This window comes from Streptomyces sp. NPDC006643 (genome assembly GCF_042870175.1).
GTDB lineage: Bacteria > Actinomycetota > Actinomycetes > Streptomycetales > Streptomycetaceae > Streptomyces.
This window is the reverse complement of the sequence record NZ_JBIAHA010000043.1, coordinates 1-17370: the sequence shown is the minus strand read 5'-3', so window position 1 is coordinate 17370 and position 17370 is coordinate 1. Positions and strand designations below refer to the sequence as shown.

The following is a 17370-nucleotide window of genomic DNA, read 5'->3' as shown; positions in this document are numbered from 1 at the left end:
CCCTGGATGGGGCCGGCCAAGCTGAGCCCAGCACCAGCAGCCACCACCGGATGATCTTGAGTCAGGCCAGCCCTGCCGAAATCGCGCGGCGTACGGCGTCGGCCCTGTCGCGGATGCCGGCCTTGGCGAAGAGATTGTTGATGTGCGTCTTGACCGTGGCCTCGCTGATGAAGAGCTGCTCGGCGATGGCCCGGTTGGGCAGGCCCTGGCCGATCAGCGTGAGCACTTCGCGCTCGCGCGGGGTGATGTCCTGCGGCAGCGACTCCTTCGGCGCCGAGGGCTCGGCCCTGGCGGTGGCGAGCAGCCGGTTCTGCACCTCGCGGTCGAGTACGGACTGCCCGGCTGCGGCGGCCCGGATGGCCCGGATGATGTCCTGGCGACCGGAGTTCTTGGTCAGATAGCCGCGGGCGCCGGCGCTCAGCGCGGACAGGATCGAGTCGTCGTCGGCGAAGGTGGTCAGCACGACCACGGCCACCTCGGGGTGTTCCTCGGTCAGCCGCCGGGTCGCCTCGGTCCCGTCCATGCGCGGCATGCGCAGGTCCATCAGTACGACGTCGACCGGTTGGGCGGCCACAGCGGTCAGTACCTCGTACCCGTCCGCCGCCGCGGCGACGACGTCGATGTCCGGGGAGAGCCCGAGCATCGCCGCGAGCGGCTCTCGTACGGCGGCCTGGTCGTCGGCGACGATCACACGCAACGGTTGTTGGTACTCGGTCGGTTCGCTCATCCCGGGATCCTTGCCTCCACTTGCCAGCCGCCCTGGTCCGGTCCTTCGGTGACCGGGCCCGCGGTGATGGTGCCGCCCAGCAGGGCGACGCGTTCACGCATGCCGATCAGCCCCATACCGCTGCCGGCGTCCCGGGTCACCGTGCGGGTCGCGGGGCGGTTGCGGATCCGCAGCACGGTCGACGTGTCGGCGAACGTCAACCCGACGCGTACCTCGCCACCGGGCGCGTGCCGGGCGGCGTTGGTCAGTGACTCCTGGGCGATCCGCAGCAGATTCTGGGTCACCTGCGCCGGCACCTGGCGTACGGTACCGGCGACGGTCAGGACATCGCGGTGGCCGGAGGATTCGAGCATCGCGGTGAGGCTTTCCAGCAGCGGCAGGGCGTCCTCACGCAAAGCGTGCACCGTCCACTGCGCCTGTTTCAGGCTCTCCTTGACCATGCTGTGCGCCTTGTCGTTGGCCTCGCGGACCTTGTCCAGGTCTCCGGTGTCGAGCAGCGCGTCGGCCAGCTCCAGTTGCATGTTGATCCCTGCGAGGGAGTGCGCCAGGACATCGTGTACGTCCCGGGCGATCCTGCTGCGTTCGGTCAGTACCGCGGCCTGGGCCTCGGCGCGGGCGGCCCGCTCGGCGGATTCGGCCGCCGAGATCGCGGCCTCGACGGCGCGCCGGCGGTTGCGGTTGGCGATGCCGGCGAGGACCGGGGTGCCGGTGGCGAGGCCGAGAATCCAGGGCAGCTCGTGGTATCCGGGGCCGAGCTGGAAGTACAGGACTCCCCCGCACAGCAGACTGCACAGCGTCGCGAGGACGAGGGCCGGTCTGGTCTCCAGCCGGTAGCCGATGTGGCCGGCGACGAAGAAGGCGAAGAGGTAGCTCGTCCCGCTGCGGCTGACCCCGATCAGCGCCGCCGCCGCGACGACCGCGAGCGTCAGCCAGACCACGGCGACGCGGTTGGGCACCCTGGCCACGGACAGGGTCCGGATCAGCAGCCCCGCGCAGCTGATCACGAAGAGGGCGAGGACCGCCGCCCCGCGACCGCTGAAGCCCATCGGCCGGATCGTGATGATCCCGGCGGCCATGATCGCGATGTTCGCGGCCCACTGCCTCCGGGGATCGCTCAGCAGAAACGGCCGAGGGTTGTCGTCGGTTGCGGGCACGGCGCGACCATAGCCCACGGTCAGGCGCCGCGGCCGGAGAGGGACGCGGTGGGGACCGCCGCCGTGACCTGCTGCGTACGGTCGACCAGCCGGCTCCGCACGTAGATCGTGGCCAGCCGGGTGACCACCTCGGTGAGCGCCATCAGTACGAACGCCGCGACCCAGGCCTGCTCGCTGGTGATGTGGCGGGCGAGGCTGAAGCGGGCGACGTCATCGGCACCGCCCCCGTGCTCGGTCCACATCTGGAAACCCATCCGGGCGCCCATGCCGAGCACCCACAGGATCGCGGAGACCGCGCCCGCCTTGATCAGGAGATGGCCGCCGGCGGAGCGGATCCGGGTGTAGATACCGCCGGCGATGCCGAGGACGGCGCCTATCCCCATCAGAGCGCCGATCAGCACCAGGTCGTTGCCCGCGGTGGGGATCGAGTCGAGGTAGCTGTGCGCCACGAAGGCCACGATGCCCAGCGGCAGCAGGAAGGTCTTGAGGTCGAGCCGGCCTTCCCGGAGCTGCCGGAAGACGATGAGGATGAGGGCGATGTCGATGATCCAGTCGGTTGTCGTCATGCCCGCAAGCCTTCTACGACAAGGCTTCTCGCACCTGGACCCATGGGTGGAGTCCGGGGTGGAGGTCCGGTGGCGCGTCCGTGCGGGGCCGGCACGTCGTACGCCTTCGGGAAACAGCCCATCCGCCGGTACCCGCTGGTACGACTTCCGCCGCTGTCGGGGGGCGCGTCACGCACCCGTATCGGCAGCCATCTGTTCCACCCACTCGCGCACTGACACCGCTCGCTCGATGCGGCTGACGATGTCAGTCTTGGACGCCACGTCCAGGGTCTCCGGGATCTTGTCGAAGGTGCTGGGCATGACGTCGAGAAGACCCAGGATCTGTTCGCCGGTGCTGACGGTCAGCAGTTGCCGGCACCTCCACTGCGGCGACGTCTCGGGACGGTGTGCGAGCCGGTGCACAAGTGTCGGGAACAGGTAGTGCGTGGCCTCTGCGGCGAGGTGCTCTTGGAGCCAATCGACCGGGAGCCGCCGGCTGAAGCCGTGCAGGGTGGCCTCTTGGGCCAGATCCAGGAGCTGAGCGGTGTCGACGGTCCGGACGGTACGGGGAAGGGTCGGGGTCATGTCGAGATGATGCCAAGAAGCCTCTGCTGGGCCGAGAGGTCAGCTGGGCCGGGATGCGAGCCGGCGACGGGCGGGCACCCAGACGTCCTCGAACTCCTCGGAAGTGAGTTCCTCGGGGTCGTGACCTTCCCATTCCGAGAGCGGTGGCTCGGCCGTGATCCCGAACCTGCTGTCGTACTCGTCGAGGCGGCCCGCGTCACGGGCCCGCTGCCACTCGGCGAGGGAGGCAGCCGCGACCGGCGTCAGCTCAGGCCCTTCGAGTTCGACCTGCCGGATGACCCAGCCTTCAGCGTCGAATTCGAAGTAGAACCAGGTGTCTTCCTCGTCCCAGTAGCAGCGCATCCATGTGGTCACCGGTCAATGATGACGGTGCGATCGCACCCCTGCTACGAGGGGCGGAGAACGGGATCGATCTCCGCCAGGCTTTCGCGCAGCCGACGGGCTCCCCGGGCGACACGATGGTCGGTGTCGCCCGACATCTCCTCGCAGAGCCGTAGCGCCTCGTCCAGGTCGGCCGAGAAGATGCCGAAGACATCGACGATCGCGGCGTGGATGTGATCGGCGAGGTTGTCGTTGGCGACGGCCAGTGCCGACGCGACTAACGCGAGTCCGGCCCGGTCTTTTCGCCGGAGCAAGCCCTCCGCGGTCCGCCGGGTGACGTAGGTGTCACCAGGATCGAGCACAAGTCGCAGCAGCGGCTCTACGGCCTCCGGCATCTCGGCGAACCCTGCCAGGCTGTGACCGGCATCCGCCCGGTCACGCCAGTCATCGCTTCGCCCGAGCCGGCCGAGCGTCACGACGGCCGCACGCCGCAGTTCACTGTCCACGAAGTCGGCCGCCCCCTCCCACGATGCCGGTCAAAATAGTGTTGCCAGAAACTCTTGATACCGCCGCAACGCGCGTTCAGAGGGAGCTGGCTGAGCCCCGTTCATCGGCCGGCAGGGGTCCTCGATCCGCTTGTCGGACGTGTGGGGCAGGATGACGCCATGGCACCGAAGACCTTGACCCCGTCGGATTCCTGGCGCCTGATCGACGCCTGGCTGGAGACGCACGTTGCCGCTGATTTCGTGCTCCTCAATCCACCGGCGACGTCTGACGAGATCCGACACGCGGAACGGATCCTCGGCACCCCGATGCCGGGTGATCTCGTTGAGTCTCTCCAATGCCACAACGGCGTGAGCACCTGGACGTCCATCCTGCCGGAGCAGTCGCCGCTCGCGGTGAGCGGCATCGTGGAACATTGGCAGACTCGCATGACCGTCGCGGCGGAGAACGAGGGCCTGACCGCCCGCCCCTGGGACGACGAGCCTTGGTGGCACCCGCTCTGGGTTCCCTGGGCCGAAAGTGACGATGGTGCGACGCAGGTGATCGACCTGCGTCCTGGACCAGAGGCCCTGCGTCTCGGCTGGGCGGGCCACAGCGGTGGCGGCGACTTCAACGATTCCTGGCCCGGCCTTGCGAGCCTTCTCCACGCAGTCGCGCGAGCACTGCACGAAGGCGGAGACGTCCGCAGGCTGCACCCCTACCTCACCGCGCAAGGCGGGCTGTGGTGGGACGAGGAAGGTTGCTCCGAACTGCACGGTCACCCGCTGAGGCCCGCCCCGGTCGGGCCGGCGAAGAAGTGCTGACCGGCGTCGGCGGACATGCCGGCCAGCTCCGTGCTCCGGGCGGTGTCGGTCCCGGCCGGGGCGGGTCGGCCACCGGTCGGGCAACGCGTGCGGACGCTGTTCAGTGCCACGCGGGGCTCCCGTTGCCTCGCGGCCCGCTGGTTGTCGCGTAGACGACGAGGTTGTCGCGGTATTCGCCCCGCCCGCGGTCGTACGTGCCGCCGCAGGTGATCAGTCGCAGGGCGGACGGGCCGCTGGTCGCGTAGACCTGGCTGTCGGGGAGCGCGTCCTTCTCGTACTGACGCAGGGCCTGGACGGTGTACGTCGCGTCGCCGCCGTCCGCGCGGCGCAGAGTGATCTTGTCGCCGGGGCGCAGGGAGGACAGGCCGTGGAAGGCGCCCGGTCCGGTCGCGGAGTCGACGTGGCCGACGATCACCACCGCGCCGGGGTCGCCGGGCCGTGGTCCGTCGCTCCACCAGCCCACGCGGGCGGGGTCTTTGGGGACGCCGAGACGGCCGTCCTGCTGCACCCGCAGACCGAGGAGTCTCTGGTCGAGTCCGATGGCGGGTATTCGTATGCGGGTCGGGGGTGAGGCGGGGGTACGGCTCGCGGAGGGAGCGGAGGGGGCGGCGGGCTCGTCCGGGCCGGAGTGGACGGGCAGGGTGCCGATGTCCGTCCGCGTGGGGGTCGTCGGCTCAGGCGGCGAGATCAGCGCGGTCACACCGAGGCAGGTGAGCGCTATGCCAGTAACTACCGTTGCGGCGGCGGCTGTTCGGCGCCCCGGCGGGCGCGGTCCCCGGCCGTGGCGCGGTCGCCCGCCCCGCCAGGAGCGGGGCGGGCGACCTGAGAAGAGCGGGCCGGTCATACCCGCTCGGCGCGCCGACGGCGCAGGGCCATGACACCGGCGCAGGCGAGCAGCGCGCCGCCGCCCACGGCCGCGACGGGCCCGACGGGGAAGCCGCCACCGAACGCGTTGCCGCCGAGGCCCGCGCCGACGCCGCCGTCGGGGTGGAGGGCGTCGGCCTGGTTGACGGCCGCGGTGTTGGGCAGCGCCACGTACGGGAACGAGTCACCGGGCTCGCGGTAGGGGGTGTCGACCTTGTCGCCGGCGGCCAGCGCGGGCACGATCTTGCCGGTCTGCGCGGCGCCTTCGAGGGCCTGGAGCTCGATGTCGACGACGTCGTCGTTGAGCCGGCGGCCGTTGGGGAAGCCGGCCAGGTCCTGGCCGAGGACGCCGAGCCGGTTGGGCTTGGCGGCGGGCGGGACGGACATGTTGAGCCGCAGTTCCTCGGCGGGCACGATGGCCGCCTTGTCCGCGTCCTTGTTGAGCTGCTGCGCGTTGAGGTCGGCCTTGATGGGGCCGCACGCCTTGCAGATGCCGGTGAGGAAGATCTCGACCAGGTCGTTGCGGGGCGTGGCCGGTGCGGGGACCCCGTAGATGCTCTTGATGAGCTTGGGGACGATCGGGTCCTTCACCGCGTTCACGACCGGGGTGACGGAGGCGTCCTTGTCCGGGCTGAGCGCGTTGAAGGCGTCCTTGTACTTGAGCGGTACGACGACCTCGTTGACCAGCGGGTTGCCCAGGCGCGAGACCTGGCGCCAGCCGTCCTCGCCACCCTTGTCGGGGGTGCCGCCCGCGTCCTGTGCCGCCTTGCCGTCCGTCGTCGCGAGGTCGACGTCCGCGACGTCCACGTCCGTGGCGTTCTCGCTGCCCTTGCTGCCGGTGACGTCGGCGCCCTTGCGGTCGGTCGTGGACCAGACGCCGATCACGGGGTTACGTGTGGCGTCGCCCTTCAGGGCCACGGACTTCTTCGGCACCTGGATGGCGATCGTGTTCACGTTGTACCCGGCGAGCGTGTTGTGGCCCGTCTCCGAGAGGTTGCCCCCGTACAGGAGGTCGAAGATCCGCAGGTCCAGGAAGAACGGGTCGGACGCCTGGCCGGCCATCGTCTGGCCGCCGTCCGGCAGCTGCTTCACGGCCTGCTCGCGCAGGGACGCGTAGTCGGGCATCGACGCCTTGCCCACGTTCGAGGGGGCGGCCGGGGCGTCGTCGAGGAGCGTCTTGCGGTTGCCGGCGCTGTCGGTGACCGTCAGGTCGTACGTCTGGCGGAAGTTCAGGGTCGGGTCGTCGAGGTTCTTGACGACGCCGGTGTTGTAGAGGAACTGGTCCGCGGAGTCACGGATGTGGTCGGTGAACTCCCACGTGTAGGTCGTGTCCGGCTTGCCGTTGCCGTCCGCGTCGATCTTGATGTTGTAGCGCGCGTCGTTGGCGAACGGATAGAAGTTCGGGCCGCCGTTGGGCTCCTGGAACGGGATCCAGTTAGCCACCAGGGTCACGGTGTCGGGCTTGTCCGGGCTGGTGAAGGCGTACACGTCGGTGTTGTCGGCCTTCGGATCGCCCGCCGTCATCGGCGCCTCCCGGTGGCTGGACGCCGAACTGGTGGCGGGCGCGAGACCGGTCACGGCCGCCGCGCCGACCAGCGCGAGGGTGCCGACCGAGGCGAGGGTACGTTCGGCCCGGCGGGACGCGGGCTTTCGTCTGGGCAGGTGGAGGGAGCGCATGGCCGTCCGATCCGGTGAGAGCCGCGTGCCACCGGTGTCCGAGGGCGGCGCGGCTGAGAGCTGCGGGCTCCGGGCGTCACTCGGGCCCGCGAGACGCCCTGATCGGCGATGACCGCGGTAAAAAGTCCCACAATGTGACGTCAGGCTACTCACACAGCACCATGCGTGCGAAGCACCCGCAACGGATCTGCGGCCGAACGGGTCGGTGCGCTAGACGCCGTGGAGTTGCCCGGCCGGCACGCCGGCGAGCTGGTCGAGAGCGGCCCGCGTCGTGTCGTCCGAGGAGGCCAGGTGTGCGGCGACGGCCGGGTCCGTACGGGCCAGAAAGGCGAGGTGCCGCACGGCGTGCGCCGCGACGTGATGCGGCTTCAGATCCGGCGGAGTGGGGTGGCCGGCCCTCGGTGAGCGGGCGATGGCTTGGGGATCGGGCAGCGGGGTGGCGGGGAGGTCGGGGGCCGGGTCCGGATGGACGAGGTAGGTGAGGACGATCTGGCCCTCGTCGGTCGCGCGCCAGCTGGTGGAGTGCACGAGATGGCGCTCGTCGTCCTCGCCCAGCAGTGCCAGGCCCCGCGCGATGTCGTCGGGACGGGCCCGGCCGCCCAGCGCCGTGATCAGCCGGCGGTAGGCGAAGCCCTCGGTCGGGTCGTGCCGCAGCAGCAGAGCTTCGACGAGGACGGGCGGAGGTGCGTCGCGGGCGACCGGATCGAGTGCGTGTGCGGCGGGGGTGGGCGTCATCGTGCGACGGCTCCTGGATCGTCGGACGGGCCCGGTTCCGGTCCCCTGCGGCGACCTTATTGCACATCATGTGCAAGTGCATGTCGGGGCGGAGGGACGGATGCGCGTCACTCCGGTGACGAGACGCCGCACTTCGGTGACGAGGCGCCGCACTTCAGTGACGGTGCGATCACTCCGATGACGGTGGGGGCGCGTCCTCCTCGGCGCGCCGCCACTCACTGCCCGCAGGCGTGTCGTGGACGTGCACCCCGCCGGCGGCGAGGGCGTCGCGTAACCGGTCGGCCACGTCGTACGCGCCCCGCGAGCGCAGCCGCCCGCGCAGGCCGAGCAGGGGAGGCACGATGCGCTCCAGCGTGGCCCCCGGTTCGTCCATGCCGCGTTGGGCGTGCGGTACGCACTGGCGGATCATGCCGCGCAACACGGTACGGGCCCATTCCACGCCCTGGTCCTCCTCCATGTCCGCGCCCCAGGCCGCGATCACCGCCTCCAGGTCGAGGACGGCCGCCACCATCGTCTCGGCGTCATGTGCGGCGAGGGCGCTGTCGAAGCGTGCCTCCGACGCGGCGACGGCCTCCTGGAGCGTGGGCGGACTGTCGGCGGTGGGCGCGGAACGCGGGGCGTCGGCGGCGCGGGGCGCCGGGATCGCGCCCGGTGCCGGCCTCTTGCCGCCGACCAGGTCCCGCAGTTCGTCCAGGGCGAGGACGGTGCCCGCGCCAACCGGGACGCTGACGCCCCGTCGGCGTACGGTCAGCACCCCCCGGCCCCACACCCGCGCCGTCGCCGCGTCCAGGTCGATGAGGAGCGCGGTGTGCTCGTCGATGCCCAGGACGGCGCTGTCGTCGGGCAGTTCACGTTCGAGGGCAGCCAGCCGGGGTTCGCCGAGGTAGCAGAAGCGGGTGTCGTGCGTGCCGCCCTCGGCGTTGTCGTAGTGCGGGATCACCGCGACCCGCAGACCGAGCGCCCCCGTCAGATCCAGCCCGTCGAGCCACACCGGTGGGTGCCCGGCCTTGTAGACCTCGTACACCGGCAGCGCCGCGAAGCCGACCGTGCACGCGGCGGCGGAGGCCATCACCGTCACCCCATGGGCACGTCGCACCCGCTCGTGCAGGATCTCCCCCACTCGCTGGGTGTGCCAGCGGCCCAGGGCGTACGACGGGCTGCCGGGACCGGAGAACACCCAGTCGGCGCGGCGCAGTTGATCGCGTACCCCGTCCGTGTTCTCCTCCGTGTCGGGCGCGACCACCGTGGTCAGCCCGACGCTTCGGCGGAAGTACTCACGCGCGCCGGCGGAGATGGCGTCCCGGTTGACCTGGAAGCCGTACGGCGTCTCCAGGATCACCGCGTCCGGCTCGTGGCCCAGGTGGGCGGCCAACTCCCGGTGCAGCGTCACCATGGTGGGGCTCGTCTCGCCGGACCCCATCAGTGCCAGGATTCCCCGCGCAGCGTCCATGCCGACCCCACCCACCCCGCCTGTCAGGCCCAACCCGTCAGTTCCCGCGCGCAGGACCACGCGGGGACCCGTATGTGTACCCGTGGGGCATCCGGCCCATACCATCACGACCCGTCACGTCCCGTTACGGCCCGTCAGGCTGAGGACGGTACGGATCACCAGGGTCCGGCAGCGGCCCGCAGGGTGAGCCCGACGCCGACCAGCAGGACGAGCGTGGAGGTGGCCACCGGGCCCCAACGAGCCAGTTTCCGCAGCCCCTTCCACCGGGTGGCGGCAGCGGCGCGTGTGCTGCGCTCGACGCGGTCGCGCAGGCGGACGAGGAGGAGTCCGGCGAGGGTGAGCGTGCCGGCCATGCCGAGTCCGTAGCCGAGGACGAGCAGGACGCCGAAGGCGGTACGGCCCAGGGCGACGGCGCCGAGGAGCACGACGAGCGCCGAGGGGCTGGGGACGAGACCGCCCGCGATGCCCATGCCGATGAGTCCGCCGCGGGTCGCCGCGGCGGGGTGGGTGTGGGTGTGCGGTTCGGTATGGACGGGGGTGAGTACGGCGACGGCGGACGAGCCGTCAGCGCCATGCGGATGCGGCTCCGGCTCCGGATGTGCCTCCGGATGCGGATGGTCGTGGTCGTGGTCGTGATGGTGATGGTGATGATGATGGTGGTGGTGGCCGTGGGTGGGTTTGCCCCGTACGGCGGAGCGCAGCAGCCACAGCCCGATTCCCGTCACCAGCAACCCGCTGGCCAGCCCGAGCCAGGTCAGCACGGTCTCCCCGGCGAGCGTCGTGGCCACCGGCAGCAGCAGCCCGAGGGTGAGTACTCCGGCGGTGTGGGTGAGGGTGACGGTCGCGCCGACGGTCACCGCGTCGCGCGGGGTACCGCGCCGCCCGGCCAGGTAGGCGGCCATGATGGTCTTGCCGTGGCCGGGCATGGCCGCGTGCGAGGCGCCGAGCACCACGGCGAGCAGCAGGGCCAACAGCCCGACCGGAACGGTCAGTTCGCGCGTACCGACGAGTGAGTCGAAGGTGCCGGACACCTTGTCCAGCGCGGCGGTGACGGGCCCGGGGATCCACTGCGCGCCGGGCAGCGCGGCTGCGGACGCCGATCCCCCGCTCGACCCGCCCGGTTCCGTGCGCAGCTCGGCGGACCGCTGGTCGAGCGGTGACGCCAGCGGGTCGGTCGGGTAGCGGCGCAGTTCGTCGGTGGCGGACGCGGCGGGTACGTCGCTCGTCCTCAGCGTGACGCCGCTGCCCCTCGCGGTGATCTCCTGCCAGCCGATCCGGCGGCTGTCGTAGGTGGTGCGTACGGTGATGTCCGCCGGGCGCCGCAGGTCCGCGGGTGCGGTGAGGTCGCAGCGGAGCCGGCTCGTGCGGAGTCCGGCCTCGCCGGGGTGGTAGGTGAAGCCGCTGTCGGTGACGGTGAAGTCGAGGGTCGTGGCGCCGTTCAGGGTTTCAGCGCTGCTCTTGACGCGCAGTCCGCGGGCGGCGGTCCCGCAGGCCGTACGCGCGTAGTCCCGTGCCTCGGCGGCGTTCACGGCGCCGCTGCCGTCGCGGTCGACGGCCGGCATCTCCTGGGCGGCGGCGATCTCGGCGCGGTCGACGACGAGGAGGGCGTCGACGCGGTCGGTGTGAACCGTCAGGCCGGTGTGGTGGTTGACCGTGAAGTTGCCCAGCGGGTGCGCGACGGCGGCGGGCGCGGTGGCGCCCCCGGCGACGGCCGCGGCGGTCAGCAGGAGCCCGGCGGCGAGCGTGCGGTGCGACGTGAGGTTCATGAGGGGCCCTCGCTCCGGTCCAGGATTCGGTCGAGAGCGGTCCGGGCGCGTGGTGCGTGCAGGGGGTGGAAGTGAGGGTCGATGGCGAGGGCCGCTTCGAGGTCTTTCCGTGCCGCCGGCGTGTCGCCGAGTGCGTCGTGGATCATCGCGCGGTGGTAGCGGTAGAGCGCGCCGCGCGTCCCGAGGGACAGGGCGCGGTCGGCGTACGGCAGGGCTTCCGCGTCCCGCCCGGCGCGGTGCAACGCCCAGGCGTAGGCGTCCTGTACGGCGATGAACGGCCGCGTCCCGACGGCGGAGCGCCCCATAGTGACGGCCCGCTTGGCGTCGCCGTGATCGGCCTCGAAAAGGATGGCGTCCGTGTCGGCGGGGGCACCGGAGGCCTGGCGTACCCGCTCCTGGGCTCGCAGGATGCCGTACTGCGTACGGGCCTCCGCGTCCCGCCCGAGGGACTGCTGGAGTTCGCCGAGGCCGAGGACGTACTGCGGCAGCGGGACGATCGCGACGGCGGCCGTGTAGTCGGCGACGGCCTGCCGGTCGTGGCCGAGCGCGGCGTGCGCGCGGGCGCGCGCCTCCAGCAGCGGCGCGTCGTCCTTGGTACGGCGAAGGCCGCTTTCCGCCTCCCGCAGCGCGGTCCTGGCGTCGCCCGACTCCTGTGCGAGCGTGGCGAGATGGAGCCGCGCGAACGCCTGGTCGGAGGGTGAGGCCGCGTCGTCCAGCGCGCGCTTCATGAGCGCGCGGGCGCGCGGGATGTCGCCGCGCAACTCCCAGGTGTAGGAGGCGCGGGCGAGCGAGGAGGTGTCGGGGCGCAGGTCGGTCATGCGCTGTACGGCGCGGTACGACTCCTCGTACCGCCCGAGCTGCGTGTACGCGTCGGCGAGCACCCCCTGCGCGGCGGCGTTCGACGGATTGGTGGCGGCGGCCCTGCGGCCCCAGGTCAGCGCGGCGGCGAAGTCGTGGCGGGCGGCGGCGAGCGCGCCCAGGCCGGTCTCGGCCTGGTAGTTGTCTCGCGGCTGGATCTTCAGCGACCTGCGGAGCGCGGACTCGGCCCTGGCGTAGAGGGCGGGGTCGGCGGTGGTTCGGCCCTGCTGGACGTACGCCATGCCCAGTGCCGCCCAGCCGACGGGGTTCTCCGGCAGCCTGCGCAGATCCGCGCGGAGCGCGTCGATCGATCCGCGCGGTGAACTCGCTCCCGGCCGTGCGTCCTTGGCGGTGCCGGGGTCCTGGTTCAGCGGTGACAGCCCGACTGTTCCGGCGATGAACAGCGCGGCGCCCAGGGCCACGGTGACGGCGGCGGCGCGCAGCCTTCTGCGGCCGGGGGGACGGGAGTTCGGGGCGGCGGCCCGGTCAGAAGCCGGGTCGGGGGCCCGATCAGAAGCCGGGTCGGGGGCCTGATCCGGAGCCGGGTCGGGGGTGCCGGTCTGCTGGGGCACGGTCCTCCTCGCGGAGCGCGTACAGATAGGGGGGTGGGGTCCTGTGGCTGAGCGTGCGCGGTGTCGCGCATGGCGGCCGGGCGGGGGCGGGGCCCCCCGTCCGGCCAGAGGCGGACCGGTGGTTGTCCGGTCGTCCTTCGGTCAGTCGGTGCTCCGGTACATCACCTCGGCGGCGCGGCGTACGGACGCGACGTCGTGGTGTCGGTTCAACTGTTCACTCAGCCGGTGCCGGTGTTCCTCCGGCGCCACAGGCGGAAGCCGCCGGTGCCGAGGAGCAGTGCGCCCACGCCGCCGATGGCTGCGGCGTTCGTGGGGTCGAGGGCGGTGGACGTCCGATCGGCGTCGGCGGCCCGGTTCTTGCCGCCCGCCTTGGTGCCCGACTTCGTGGTGCTCGGGAGCGCCAGGTACGGGAAGGTCTTCCCGAAGCCGACGTCGTTGGTGTCGACCTTGTCGCCCGCCGCCAGCGCGGGGACGAGCTTGCCGGTCTGCGCGGCGCCCTCGACGGCCTGGAGCGAGATGTCGATCGCGTCGTCGGCGAGCCGGCGTCCGTTGGGGAAGCCGGCCAGGTCACCGGCGAGCACGCCGAGCCGCTGCGGCTTCTTGGCGGGCTTGACGCCCATGTTGAGCCGCAGTTCCTCGGCCGGGAAGATCCGGCCGGGGTCGGCGTCCTTGTTGAGCCGGTGCGCGTTCAGGTCGGCCTTGATCGGCCCACACGCCTTGCAGATACCGGTCAGATAGATCTCGGCGAGGTCGTCGCGGGGCGTCTTGGGCGCGGGGATCCCGTACACCTGCTGGATCAGCTTCGGCAGGATCGGGTCGTAGACCTTGTCGACCACGGGCTGCACGGTGCGGTCCTGGTCCGGCGAGATGGAGTTGAAGGCGTCCTTGTACTTCAGCGGTACGACGACCTCGTTGACCAGCGGGTTGCCGAGGCGCGAGACCTGCCGCCGGCCGTCGTGGCTCCGGCCGTCGTGGCTCTTGCTCTTCGCCTTGCCGCCCATGACATCCGCGCCCTCGCGGTCCGTGGTCGACCAGACGCCGACGACGGGGTTACGGGCGGCGTCACCGCGCAGCGCCAGGAACTTCTTGGGCACCTGGAGGGCGACCGAGTTGACGTTGTAGCCGGCGAGGGTGTCCTGGCCGCGCTCGCTGAGGTCACCGCCGTACAGCAGGTCGAAGACCCGCAGATCGGCGAAGAACGGGTCCTCGGCCTGGCCCGCGAACGCCTTCGTGCCGCCGGGCACCTGACGGACGGCCTGGGCGCGCAGGGCGCCGTAGTCGGGCATCGACGCCTTGCCGACGCGCGACGGCGCGACGGGGGCGTTCCGCAGCAGGGTGCGGATGTTGCCGCCCTCGGTGACCGTCAGGTCGTACGTCTGACGGAAGTTGAGGTTCGGGTCGTCGATCCTGCGCACCGGGCCGGTGTTGTACAGGAACTGGTTCTCGGCGTCGCGCACCTCGTTGCGGAAGCGCCAGGTGTACGTGACATCGGCGACGCCGTCACCGGTGTTGTCGATCTTGACGTGGTAGCGGGCGTCGTCCGCGAACGCGTAGAAGTTCGGGCCGCCGTTGGGCTCCTCGAACGGGATCCAGTTCGCGACCAGAGTCACCGTGTCGGAGCGGTCCGGACTCGTGAACGCGTACACGTCCGTGTTGTCGACCCGCGGGTCACCGGCGGTCATCGGGGCCTCGCGGTGACTGGACGCGGCGCTGATGCCGGGCGCGAGGCTGAGCACGGCCAGCCCGGTGGCGAGCGCGCCGGCGCCGAGCACAACCAGGGACTGATCGAGCGTGCGCCGCGAACGCGGCCGTGCGGAAGTGGTCTTCAAGGACATTTCCTCTCGTCTGCGAACCCGCCACCCGGCGTGAGGCGAACACACGACAAAAGAGGCGAGTTCAGAGGCACGGGTCAGGGTGCTTTCGCCGGTCGGCGAGCACCGCGTACCGGAAGCCCGGTACGCAGAAGGCAGACAAGCATGACGAACAGGGAGCAATCGCCTCTTTTGTTCGCCCTCGCCGCTCCGGTACACGGAGGGACGAGACGAAACCGCAGGTGGCACAGCATTGCCGCCGGGCCGGGACGGACCGAGAAGAGAACGCGACACGCACCAAGGGGTTAGGCCGATCGGTGACGCGACAACTGCACACCCCACTCAGGTGGTCGCCCAAGCGCTCAACAACCCGATGCCCGGCCCCCGCTTGTCACTCCTCGTCGGGCAAGTGGGCGGCGAGCGCCCGCAGGCCCGCCAGCACCTCGTCCGCGGTGGGTGCGGATTCGGGGTCGGTGAGATGCTGCATCATCAGGCCGCTGACAAGGGCGAGTTGCACCGAGCCGATGGTGCGAATCGTCGCTTCGGGAAGCTCGGCCTCGGCGATTCCGGTGACCTCCCGCGCCATGCCACTGCGTCCCTGCCGCAATCCGGCGGCCACCTGCTCACGCAGATCCTCGTCGCGCTGAGCCCGCAGGACAGTCTCCAGATTGGCGATCCAGAAGGTCTTGTTGGCCGAGAACGCCTCGATCAGGCGGCGCCACAGCGCGCCGAGGTCGGCATCGTCCGCAGACGGACCAAGAGCCTGGCCTCCCGAGTCGAGCGCCTCGAAGAGGGCCTGGTTGAGCAGCGCCTCCTTCGAACCGAAGTGGTAGCCGATCGCCGCCATGCTGACGCCTGCCGCAGAGGCCAGGTCGCGGACCGTCGTGCGCTCGTAGCCCTTCTCGAAAAGGCACTCTCTGGCGGCCTCCAGCAGCTTCTCCCGGTTTCCCATGACGCGGACCCTAACAAGCATCCGCGTATCCGCGCATCCGCGCCAGGCGAACGCCTCAGACGAACGCCTCAGACGAACGTCTTGCGCAAGTGCCCAATTCCTGACTACCGTTCCGGGCATCGAAGTTGACACCGATCCCGGGAGCCCCGATGCCCATCACGAAATCCCGCGCCGCCGCCCTCGGCACGGCCACCGTCTCCTTACTCCTCGCCATCGCGGCGATCACGGCCGGCCTCGCGTCCGCGCAGCCCGTCCCCAACGTCCGCACCGCCCAGGTGATGACCGCCGAGGGCCCGGTCCGAGGCGCGGTCGCCGGTGCGGTGCGGACCTTCCAGGGCATCCCGTACTCCGCCCCGCCGACCGGAGAACGCAGATGGAAGGAGCCGCGGCCGGTACGCCCCTGGTCGGCGCCGCTGGACGCCCGCGCTCCGAAGAGCGCCTGCGCGCAGCCGACCGACCAGCCCATCGCGATCGAGGGCGGCGGCAGCGAGGACTGCCTCTACCTGAACGTCACAACTCCGGCCGGGCGGACGACGGGACGGCTGCCGGTCGTCGTCTGGATTCACGGCGGCAGCTTCACCTACGGCGACGGCGCCACCTATCGCGCGGCCAAGCTGGCCGCCGCGGAGCGGGGCGCGATGGTCGTGACGATCAACTACCGGCTCGGCGCCTTCGGTTTCCTCGCCGCGCCCGGTCTGCACGCACCGGCCAACCTCGGCCTGCTCGACCAGCAGGCCGCGCTGAAATGGGTCAACCGCAACGCCGCCGCCTTCGGCGGTGACCCCAGCAATGTCACGATCATGGGCCAGTCGGGCGGCGGCTACAGCGTCTGCGCCCAGTTGGTCTCGCCAGGAGCCCGCGGGCTCTTCAGCAAGGCGATCGTGCAGAGTGCGGGCTGCGTCGGACCGGACGGCTCGTTCACCCGCGCACAGGCGGAGGCCAACGGCCTCGCCGTCGCCGAAGCCGCCGGCTGCGACGATCCGCGCACCGCCGACGCATGCCTGCGCCGCAGGTCCACCAACGAGCTCACCGAGGCGTCGGCCTCCGGGCACGACGGCTACCGGCCGGTGGTGGACGGCAAGACACTGCCCGAGTCCCCGTCGCGGGCGATCCCCGCCGGACGGTTCGCCCGGGTACCGGTGCTGCACGGCTCCACTCACGACGAGATGAGCGGGCTGGCCGGACTCGACGAGGTCGCGACGGGGAAGCCGCTGAGCGTCGAGGAGTACGCCGAGAAGGTCACCGAGCAGTTCGGGAAGAACGCGCCCGCGGTCCTCGCCGAGTATCCGGTGGCGGACCATCAGGCCCCCGGGGCGGCACTGTCGGCCGTGCTGACCGACTCGGAGTGGTCGACCGCGGCGTTCGACACCCAGCGCGCGCTGGCCCGCCACACCTCCGTCCACGCCTACGACTTCGCCGAGACCAGAGCCCCCTACTTCAAGGGCATACCGCGGCCGACGAGTTTCTCGCTCGGCACCGGCCACATGATCGACCTGGCCTACCTGTTCGACAACGACCTGTTCGAGCCCCTCGACGCCGTGCAGGCCGGTCTGTCGGACACCGTGACCGCCTACTGGAGCCGGTTCGCGAGCACCGGGCAGCTGAACACGCCCGGGATGCCCGGGTGGAAGCAGTTCACGACCCGCGACCCGTACGTGCAGCGGCTCGCGGCCGGCCGTATCGGGCAGACCGACTTCGCGGCCGACCACCATTACGCCTTCTGGAAGGCGCTCCCCCGGTCCTGATGAGGTGCTCGGGTGCTCGGCGGGTCGGAGATGTCGCCGAGCGGCGGCCGGAACACAGGCTCGGTCACCGGTCGCTGGTCGCCGGCCACAAGTCACCGGTCGCTGGTCATCGGTCGCGGGGCATCAGTCGCTGCTCGCCGGTCACCGGTCCGCTGTCGTTGTCGGTCGCTGTCGCATGAGGCGCCGCGGGGGGGGGGGGGGGGCCCCCGGCCCCCCGCCCCCCCCCCCCGGGGGGGGGGGGGGGCCCCCCCCCCCGGGGGGGCCCCCCCCAACACCGTTTTTTAAAAGAAACACGGGCCCG

16 protein-coding genes are annotated in these 17370 nt (G+C 71.3%); 2 read left to right on the top strand and 14 right to left on the bottom strand.

The genetic code is table 11. The annotated features are described in order from the left end of the window. Positions 1-61 precede the first annotated feature (61 nt). From ACFYNU_RS37660 to ACFYNU_RS37635, 6 genes are all read right to left on the bottom strand, one after another. Positions 62-727, bottom strand: a complete 666-nt coding sequence (locus tag ACFYNU_RS37660; protein WP_356596759.1) for a response regulator transcription factor — start codon at positions 725-727, stop codon at positions 62-64. Beyond that, entirely contained in the window at positions 724-1803 is a 1080-nt protein-coding gene (locus ACFYNU_RS37655; RefSeq protein ID WP_356596779.1) for a histidine kinase, read from the bottom strand. Before ACFYNU_RS37655 ends, ACFYNU_RS37660 begins: the two co-directional genes overlap by 4 nt. Before the next feature lie 98 nt (positions 1804-1901). Further along, positions 1902-2447: a hypothetical protein gene (locus tag ACFYNU_RS37650; RefSeq protein ID WP_356596757.1), complete on the bottom strand. Its 546-nt coding sequence runs from the start codon at positions 2445-2447 to the stop codon at positions 1902-1904. Positions 2448-2615: 168 nt separating this feature from the next. Further along, positions 2616-3011, bottom strand: a complete 396-nt coding sequence (locus ACFYNU_RS37645; protein ID WP_356596755.1) for a hypothetical protein — start codon at positions 3009-3011, stop codon at positions 2616-2618. A gap of 39 nt (positions 3012-3050) precedes the next feature. Next, positions 3051-3353: a hypothetical protein gene (locus tag ACFYNU_RS37640; protein ID WP_356596777.1), complete on the bottom strand. Its 303-nt coding sequence runs from the start codon at positions 3351-3353 to the stop codon at positions 3051-3053. Positions 3354-3397: 44 nt separating this feature from the next. Then, entirely contained in the window at positions 3398-3727 is a 330-nt protein-coding gene (locus ACFYNU_RS37635) for a hypothetical protein (protein WP_356596753.1), read from the bottom strand. Positions 3728-3997: 270 nt separating this feature from the next. Here ACFYNU_RS37635 and ACFYNU_RS37630 point away from each other — a divergent pair, with 270 nt between their 5' ends. Continuing rightward, a complete protein-coding gene (locus ACFYNU_RS37630) occupies positions 3998-4639 on the top strand; it encodes an SMI1/KNR4 family protein (protein WP_356596751.1) in 642 nt (213 codons plus the stop codon). Between the two features lie 100 nt (positions 4640-4739). Here the strand turns inward: ACFYNU_RS37630 and ACFYNU_RS37625 are convergent, their stop codons facing one another. The 8 genes from ACFYNU_RS37625 to ACFYNU_RS37590 all read right to left on the bottom strand — a co-directional run bounded on the left by ACFYNU_RS37625 (position 4740) and on the right by ACFYNU_RS37590 (position 15324). Continuing rightward, positions 4740-5339 carry a class F sortase gene (locus tag ACFYNU_RS37625; RefSeq protein ID WP_356596749.1) on the bottom strand — a complete coding sequence of 200 codons (600 nt, stop codon included), beginning with the start codon at positions 5337-5339 and terminating at the stop codon, positions 4740-4742. A 140-nt stretch (positions 5340-5479) separates the two neighbouring features. Next, positions 5480-7180 carry a DUF4331 domain-containing protein gene (locus tag ACFYNU_RS37620; protein WP_356596747.1) on the bottom strand — a complete coding sequence of 567 codons (1701 nt, stop codon included), beginning with the start codon at positions 7178-7180 and terminating at the stop codon, positions 5480-5482. Between the two features lie 210 nt (positions 7181-7390). Continuing rightward, a complete protein-coding gene (locus ACFYNU_RS37615) occupies positions 7391-7915 on the bottom strand; it encodes a hypothetical protein (protein WP_356596745.1) in 525 nt (174 codons plus the stop codon). A gap of 169 nt (positions 7916-8084) precedes the next feature. Further along, positions 8085-9365 carry a hypothetical protein gene (locus ACFYNU_RS37610; RefSeq protein ID WP_356596743.1) on the bottom strand — a complete coding sequence of 427 codons (1281 nt, stop codon included), beginning with the start codon at positions 9363-9365 and terminating at the stop codon, positions 8085-8087. 155 nt (positions 9366-9520) lie between these two features. After that, entirely contained in the window at positions 9521-11131 is a 1611-nt protein-coding gene (locus ACFYNU_RS37605) for a nickel transporter (RefSeq protein ID WP_356596741.1), read from the bottom strand. Then, positions 11128-12561, bottom strand: a complete 1434-nt coding sequence (locus tag ACFYNU_RS37600; RefSeq protein WP_356596739.1) for a tetratricopeptide repeat protein — start codon at positions 12559-12561, stop codon at positions 11128-11130. The genes ACFYNU_RS37605 and ACFYNU_RS37600 overlap by 4 nt, the downstream gene beginning before the upstream one ends. A 218-nt stretch (positions 12562-12779) precedes the next feature. Further along, positions 12780-14396, bottom strand: a complete 1617-nt coding sequence (locus ACFYNU_RS37595; protein WP_388768601.1) for a DUF4331 domain-containing protein — start codon at positions 14394-14396, stop codon at positions 12780-12782. Positions 14397-14763: 367 nt separating this feature from the next. Further along, entirely contained in the window at positions 14764-15324 is a 561-nt protein-coding gene (locus ACFYNU_RS37590) for a TetR family transcriptional regulator (RefSeq protein WP_356596735.1), read from the bottom strand. 149 nt (positions 15325-15473) lie between these two features. Between ACFYNU_RS37590 and ACFYNU_RS37585 the strand changes: the two genes are divergently transcribed. Further along, positions 15474-17069, top strand: coding sequence for a carboxylesterase family protein (locus tag ACFYNU_RS37585; protein ID WP_356596733.1), 1596 nt, complete (start codon positions 15474-15476; stop codon positions 17067-17069). The last annotated feature ends 301 nt before the right edge of the window (positions 17070-17370 follow it).